4 protein-coding genes and 1 pseudogene are annotated in these 6,727 nt (G+C 73.4%); all 5 read right to left on the bottom strand.

What is annotated here, in order from left to right:
• A pseudogene (locus ACY45C_RS01525) lies at positions 1-340 on the bottom strand (hypothetical protein); the annotation flags it as partial.
• Entirely contained in the window at positions 337-1,461 is a 1,125-nt protein-coding gene (locus tag ACY45C_RS01520) for a protein kinase domain-containing protein (RefSeq protein ID WP_462185889.1), read from the bottom strand. The gene ACY45C_RS01520 and the pseudogene ACY45C_RS01525, both read right to left, overlap by 4 nt.
• Entirely contained in the window at positions 1,458-3,425 is a 1,968-nt protein-coding gene (locus ACY45C_RS01515; protein ID WP_462185888.1) for an FHA domain-containing protein, read from the bottom strand. Before ACY45C_RS01515 ends, ACY45C_RS01520 begins: the two co-directional genes overlap by 4 nt.
• 17 nt (positions 3,426-3,442) lie before the next feature.
• Positions 3,443-4,813, bottom strand: coding sequence for a vWA domain-containing protein (locus tag ACY45C_RS01510; RefSeq protein ID WP_462185887.1), 1,371 nt, complete (start codon positions 4,811-4,813; stop codon positions 3,443-3,445).
• Positions 4,810-6,594, bottom strand: coding sequence for a hypothetical protein (locus tag ACY45C_RS01505; RefSeq protein ID WP_462185886.1), 1,785 nt, complete (start codon positions 6,592-6,594; stop codon positions 4,810-4,812). The genes ACY45C_RS01510 and ACY45C_RS01505 overlap by 4 nt, the downstream gene beginning before the upstream one ends.
• Positions 6,595-6,727 lie beyond the last annotated feature (133 nt).

The raw sequence follows: 6,727 nt of genomic DNA, 5'->3' as shown, positions 1-6,727 counted from the left end.
CCGCTTCCCCCGCTTCCCCCGCTTCCCCCGCTTCCGCCGGCGGCGCGCCCGGCGTGGACCGCGCGCCTCCGGTCCGCGCCGGCCGGTGTCCCCGCTGCGCCGACGCGGCGCCGTCGGCGGGTCCGGCGGGTCCGGCGGGGAGCGGCTCGGGGTCCGCGAAGTCGTCGAAGTCGTCGAAGTCGTCCGCGGCGGCGGGACCCGCGGTGCCGGCCGGGTACCCGCCACCACCCGAAGACGCCGCGCCGGGCGATCCCGTCCGACCGCCCTGGAAGGCCCCGCCGTTCGAGCCCGCTCCGCCGTCGGGCTGGCTCCCCCACGGACTCCGGTTCCACCAGCTCACGGTTGCGGCTCCTCATCCGACAGGACCTCGCGGGCGACCAGCGCGGTGCGCACCGCGGCGATCTCCGCACGTAGCACGGTGGCGGTGCCGAGCCGGAAGCGCGGATCGGCGGGCAGGCAGTCGGTGATCAGGCGGATCAGCATGGGGTGCACGCGACGGGCCGCGAGCTCACCCCGCAACTGCCGCAGCTTCTCGTCCCGCGCCTCGGCGTCCGCCTGGGAACCGGCGGCGTCCGCGGCCGACCTGGCCTCGGTCGCCCCGCCGAGCCAGTCGTCCGGGCGGTCACCGGTCAGCGCGAACAGCAGGGTGGCCGCCAGGCAGTGCAGGTCGTACTGCGGGCTGAGCGGCTCGGCTCCCGGCGGGGCATAGCCCGGGGTCGCGGTGGTGGGCATGACCTTGGCCGACGGCTCGACGATCGCCGCCGTCGACAAGTCGACGAGCGAGTACCGAGGTGGGTCACCGGCGGCGAGGATGTTCTCCGGCTTAATGTCGCCGTGGACCCAGTACCCCCTGATCCGTTCCTCATGCTGGTAGAGCCGCTGCGGTCGGATCGTGTGCATCGCCTCCAGCGTGGCGCTGATCTGGTCGGCCAGTTCGACGACCTGGCGGGCGCTGAGCGGGCCGGACTCGGTGACCCGGGAGCCGAGCGTGGTGGGCACCATCTGTCCGATGTCACCGATGAACTGCATGACGATGAACGCCTCACGGTTGTACCGCTCGGCCTCCCGCTCGTTGCCCCCGGTCACGAGCGCGTTATGGTCGTGCCGGGTTAGCGATGGCCCGTAGACGACGTCCACCAGGGCCGGCACCCCATGGGTGATCTCGCCGAGCGCCGCCTGAACGGCGACCGCGTCCTCGACGTCGATCGAGCGATTCTCGTACTGGGTCCTGGCGTACTCGGGGTTGATATCGTGGTCGCGGCCGCCCCACCATGCGCCCTTGACGACGACCAGGGCGTTGCTCCACTCGTCCCGGGCGAGCTCGACGTAACCCTGGCCGCCCTCGGCGAGATGACGCACGCAGCGGTACCGGCCACGGCCCCAGGTGCGCGGCACCGACGCGAAGGACGCCCCGTAACGCAACCGTTCGACGATCTCCAGATCGGAGGCGACCGTACTCACCGGCCACCTCCGAGTACCCCACCGCCGCCGGGTCCGCCGCTCCCGAGCACCCCGCCGGCCGGCCAGGGTGCCGTCACACGCACTTCCAGGCCCACGACGTCGCGGACCAGCCAGACCGGCTCCTCGCCGTCCCACCTCTCGGCGACACCCGGCGTCAGCCGCCGGGAACCCAGCCAGGAGCCGTTCGTCGACAGATCGGTGAGCGTCACCGTCCCGTCGCGCTCGTTGCCGACCATCAGGTGGCGCCGCGAGACCCGGCCGGCGGCGTCGACCTGAAGCCGGTCGCAGACGTCGACGACGATCAGGTCGTCCGCCGTCCGCTGCACGGCGTTCGGTTGCCGTCCCAGCACGATGCGTTCGCCGGGTCCCACGTTCGGGGTGTCGAACGACGAGCCGTCGCCGCGCCGGACGGTCAGCCGCCAGCCTGTTCCGCCCGGCCGCCCGGCCGCCCTGGTTGCCTCGGCTGCCTTGGCCGCCTCAGCTGCCTTGGCCGCCTCAGCTGCGACGACCGCGTTGACCCTGCCGACCCGCACGAGCGACCCGGCCAGGTGAAGCGGGACGTCGAAACACCACTCCCGGGGCAGGTCACGCACCAGCCGGTCGTCGCCCAGACTGGTGCCGTTGTGGGAGCGGTCGACCACCGTCGCCGTGCCGGAAGCCGTGAGGGTGATCTCCACGTGCCGGGTGCTGATGTAGTCGTAACTGCTACCGAGCCCGGCCGTGACGTCAACGAGCCGCTCCGAGCCGAGGTTGTCGTCGGGATGCCGCCCAAGGACGACCGTGGTGCCCACCTCCAACGTCACGAGACGATGGGTGCCGCCACCCTCGATCCGCAGCACGACCGGACCCGCCACCACCCTGGGACCCCACCCGGCGCCGGACGGCACGGGCAGGCCGACGATGGTCGGCGCCCCCGCGGTGCCCGAGGGCGGGATATAGGCGGGAGCATCGAAGATCGTGGCGGCGTCCGCGAGCGCATCCCCGAACGCGTCCCCGAACGCGTCCCCGAGCGCGTCCGCCAGGGTCCTGCGGCCCCCCTCCCCGGGTTCGCCAGGGCCCGCCTGCCGGTCCGGGACATCCAGGTCCAGGGGCTCGGTCGCTCCCCGGGGAGCCGGCGCGTCCCGCGGCGCCGGGGGCATGGGAGGTGCCGGGGGCATGGGAGGTGCCGGGGGCACGGGGGACGCCGGGGGCATCGGGGTCTCGGGCGCCGCCGCGCCCGAGGCGTCCCCGGCCGCCTGCCCGGTATCCGTCTCGATCTCCTGGACCGGGCGTCGGCATAGCGGACAGACCAGCCGGGCGCCCTGGCCGCGCCCCGCCACGCGCATCGGTGGCGACACGAGCGGCCCCAGCCGGGCGTTCACGCAGTCGGGGGTCACGCAGCGATAGGCGTTGGCGCGGGCGGCGGTGACGACCTCCGGCCGCCCCCGCAGGCCCGACGCCTTCACCTCGTCCTGCCGTGCGGCCCGCTCCCAGGTGACGGTGTCGATCCGGTTCATCGCCCGGCGGACCAGTTTCACGTTCTCGCCCGCCGGGGCTGCGGGTAGCACCTTCCATCCGAAGAAGGTCGAGGCGTCGCCCTGGATCCACTCGTGGGCGTCGATGTTGCGTTTGCCGTAGAAGTTGTCCTTGCTGACGACCTTCCCCCCGACGGCCCTCGCCTCCTCGAGCAGGATGTCATCGGCCTCGGCCGCCCAGACCAGGGCGCCGTCACGGTAGTACCGCTGCAGTGGGGCGAGGCCGTCGAGCAGGCCGCGCAGGCTGTTGTCGGCCACATAGCGAAAGGCCGCGTCGGCGCCGAAGGCACGGCGGGCAGCGGCCTCCACGGCGAACAGCCGCGCGGTCACGCCGCACCGGCGCGGGCAGCGGGCGCCGTGCGCGCAGCCGAGACCGATCTGCGCGAAGCTGCCCGGCGAACCGTCCCGGGTGATGTTACTGACGTCGAACAGCACCGTCGTCGAGGACATGGGGCTCCTACCGGTTGTCAGCTGTTGCCGAGAACGTCGTCGAGACGCCGACGGGACACCGCCCCGCCGTGTGGCCGGCCGGGCACCGGGCCCGCCTCGACGAGATCACGGGTCCGGGTCCTGGTGCGGGTCGCCCGGACCCGGGCTCCCGACACCGCATCGGCCGGCGCGACACCCTGGCCGAGGGCCCGTAGCGTCGCGTTGTAGTGGTCGGCCAGATCGTCGAATCCACGGTCCGCCGCCCACAGCGCCGCGTTCCGGAACAACTCGGTGACGCTTTCCCGGGAATGGGCGAAGCTGGCCCGCTTCGCGATCTCCTCGTCGAACTCCGCGATGCTCTCCTCGTGTTCGAGAGAGGATTCCGCGTCCGGGAAGACATCCGCCTCGACGGTGACCCGGAAGCGCTGCGCGGCCTGCGGGTCGGCCCGGCTGTCCACGGCCAGCCGCCGTCCACCGGCGACCACCCCGCCGCGGGCCTGAAGAATCGTGTGCGCGCCGAGCGGTGTGTCCGGAGCGCGCAGCCGGAGCAGGAAGACCGGACGGTCCTCGCCGGTACTCACGGCGGGCAGCGGCAGCCGCAGCTCGGTGCCGCGCGAGGTCGGTGGCGGCACCTTCATGAGGTGACGCTGCGGTTTGATCCGCCGCAGCGCCTCCACCGTCCAGCCGGGTCGGATCAGGACCCGCAGCTCACCGCGCCCCGCGGCCGCGCCGACCACCGGTTCGATCAGCGACGAGACGATCGCGTCGATCCGGTCGACGTCCTCGGCCGCCGCCCAGACGTGCTGCATCTGGCCGCACACCCCGACCATCTCGGCAAGCGCCTCGTCCCGGGCGTCGACGCCGATGCCCAGCGCGTCCGTCCCGATGCCCTGGTCGCCGAGCCCGGCGACGATGTGGGCAAGCTGCTCGGGCTGCCAGCGGCCGATGTTGGCCTCGCCGTCGGTGATGAGCAAGACCCGGTAGACGTCCGCGTCCGGCGCCTGCGCGAGCAGCTCCCGCCCGGCGACGGTGAGCGCGTCGCCGATGTTGGTGTAGGAGTCCGCGTCGCTGTTCGTGGGGCCGTCGACGGCCGGCAGGCGGTCGGGCCGGCGTCCGGCGCTGATCACTCGCGCCTCACGGGCGAAGCGCACCAGCACGAGCGGACAGCCGTCGGGCAGCAGGCCGTGCACGCGTTCCAGGACCCGCTGCGCGAGCTCCCACTTGCTGACCGCGTCCGGCGCCGCTGGATGCAGCATCGACAGGGATGCGTCGACCGCGACAGCGACTGCCACCTCCCGCCGGCCCCGCGGCGGATCGGCCACGCTGATCGTCAGCCGGAGCACCCCACCCGGCTTCGTGACACCCCGGTCCATCCGGCCCTCGACGCCGAGCCGGTCCCTGTCGTTCATCGGTTTCCTTTCTCCCCGTGGATGTGCGGCTCCCCGTGGATGCGCGTGCCGGCGCCGCGGGACTCGCCGACGCCGGTGAGCATCGCCCGCTGGCGCGGTCTGGTCCGGGTGGCGACCACCTTCTCCCGGGCGGAGCGGATCGCGATCACCGCGACGGTGGCGTTGTCGTGCCCACCGAGGTCCTCCGCCCGACGGCAGAGCAACGAGGCCAGTTCGGCGGGGGTGCGGGCGACCGAGGCGAGGTCCTCCAGCACGTCGCAGAACCTCCAGTCGGCCACGCCCGGAATGTCCTCGGCGGTGTCGACGCCCGCCTCGCACGCCCCGTCGGTGGCGAGGATCAGCAGGTCGCCGTCGGCGAGCTGCACCCTTCTGGTCGCCACCGCGGTCGCGCCGCGCTGCGCCGTCCGGACGCTCTCGGTCACGATGCCGCGCTCCTCGGGCGTGGGAGCCTGGCCGGCGACGATCGCCTCGGCAACCACGCTGTGCTCGCTGGACAGCCGGGTGGCCGCGAAGCCGTCGCCGCAGCGGCGCAGCAGGTAGGCACGGCAGTCCCCGACGGTCGCGATGTCGGCGCGACCGCGGGAGATCGAGGCGAGCACCGCCACCGCGGCGGCCCGGCGGCTCAGCGGCGCGGGCGGCGGCGGCAGCGCGACGTCCAGCAGCAGCCGCTCCGGTTCGGTCTCGCCGTCCTTCCACCGGCGGCGGAATGCCGCGAGCAGCGCCCGCGCCGCCCACCGTCCCGAACCGTCACCGGGACCGGTAATGCCGTCGAGCACCGCGCAGGCGGTGGTCGTGCCGTCCGACGGGTCCTCGACCTTCGCCCAGCCGACCGCGTCCTCGTTGTCGCCTTCCGGGTTGCCGCCCGCCTTGCGCCAGCCCGTCACGCTCTCGCACGCGACGACGGTCGTCAGCCGCTCGTTGCGCGCGGGGAAGACGAAGGGTGCGATCCTCGACGCCAGCGCACCGGCTCCGGCCGCCCGGCGACCATGCTCGGGATGTAGGCAGGCCCGCAGCGCGGCGTCGGCGCCGGGCGGCCACTCGCCGGCGGCGAGCCCGGCCATCGCCAGCATCGAGGCGTCCCGGTTACTCCACTCGCCGGTCAGCGCCTTGAACAGCACTACGGCGAACAGGCGAAGGTCACGGGCGGGACCACACTCCCCCGCCGGAGTGACGAACCAGGGGTCGACGGGGTCGTGCTTGCCCGCGTCCAGCAGATCGCAGACGGCCAGGGTGAGGCTCTGCCCGGTCCACCTGAAGCTCCACGGCGCGAGAAGCCCCACGCCCTGCTGATGGAACGGTTCGAGGCTGCGGCCGATCTCGACGAAGGCGCGCAGCAGGGCGGCCGCGGAGACCGCGGGAGCATCGGCGGAATAGCTGTCGAGCAGATCAACCAGCGGCAGTCCCGGAAGTTCCGGCCAGCTCAGCTCGACCCGCGCAGGCAGGATCAGTCCGGCGCTCGCCGTGGGCAAGGCGACGCGGGGTGGGGCATGGCGTGAGGAGAGCGCGCCGGCCCCCTCGTCCACGTCGGCGTCGGCGTCCACGTCCGTGTCCACGTCCGCGTCGTCGGCGGCTGCGGCGTCTTCCAGCTCGTCGCTGTCGTCCTGCCCGGCCGCCGGCTCGTCCGGGCCTCCGAGCTCGTTCGCCTCCTGCGCTCCGGGTGAACCGGTCACCGCCCCGGAAGGATCAATCCCGGCGACGTCACCATCAATGGCGCGCGAGCCGTCCAGGACGCCGCAGCCCGGGACATCGGAGGAGTCCCCGCCCACGACCACTGTGATCACTGCCGGAACCGGGTCGCCCGGCGAAACCACAGGTCCGTCCGGGCCGGTCAACGGCGCTTCCCGATCACATCTGCCGGGGCGTGGGATGCGGGCATCCCGACGCTACCGTCCGAATCATCCAGACGATCAGCGT

The organism is Frankia sp. CcWB2, assembly GCF_977927585.1.
The sequence above is the reverse complement of the archived record's forward strand: the minus strand, read 5'-3'. Positions and strand labels throughout refer to the sequence as shown.

Coding starts and splice junctions, on each gene's coding strand:
- ACY45C_RS01510 (WP_462185887.1), bottom strand. CDS start 4,813: ATGAACGACAGGGACCGGCTCGGCGTCGAGGGCCGGATGGACCGGGGT.
- ACY45C_RS01515 (WP_462185888.1), bottom strand. CDS start 3,425: ATGTCCTCGACGACGGTGCTGTTCGACGTCAGTAACATCACCCGGGAC.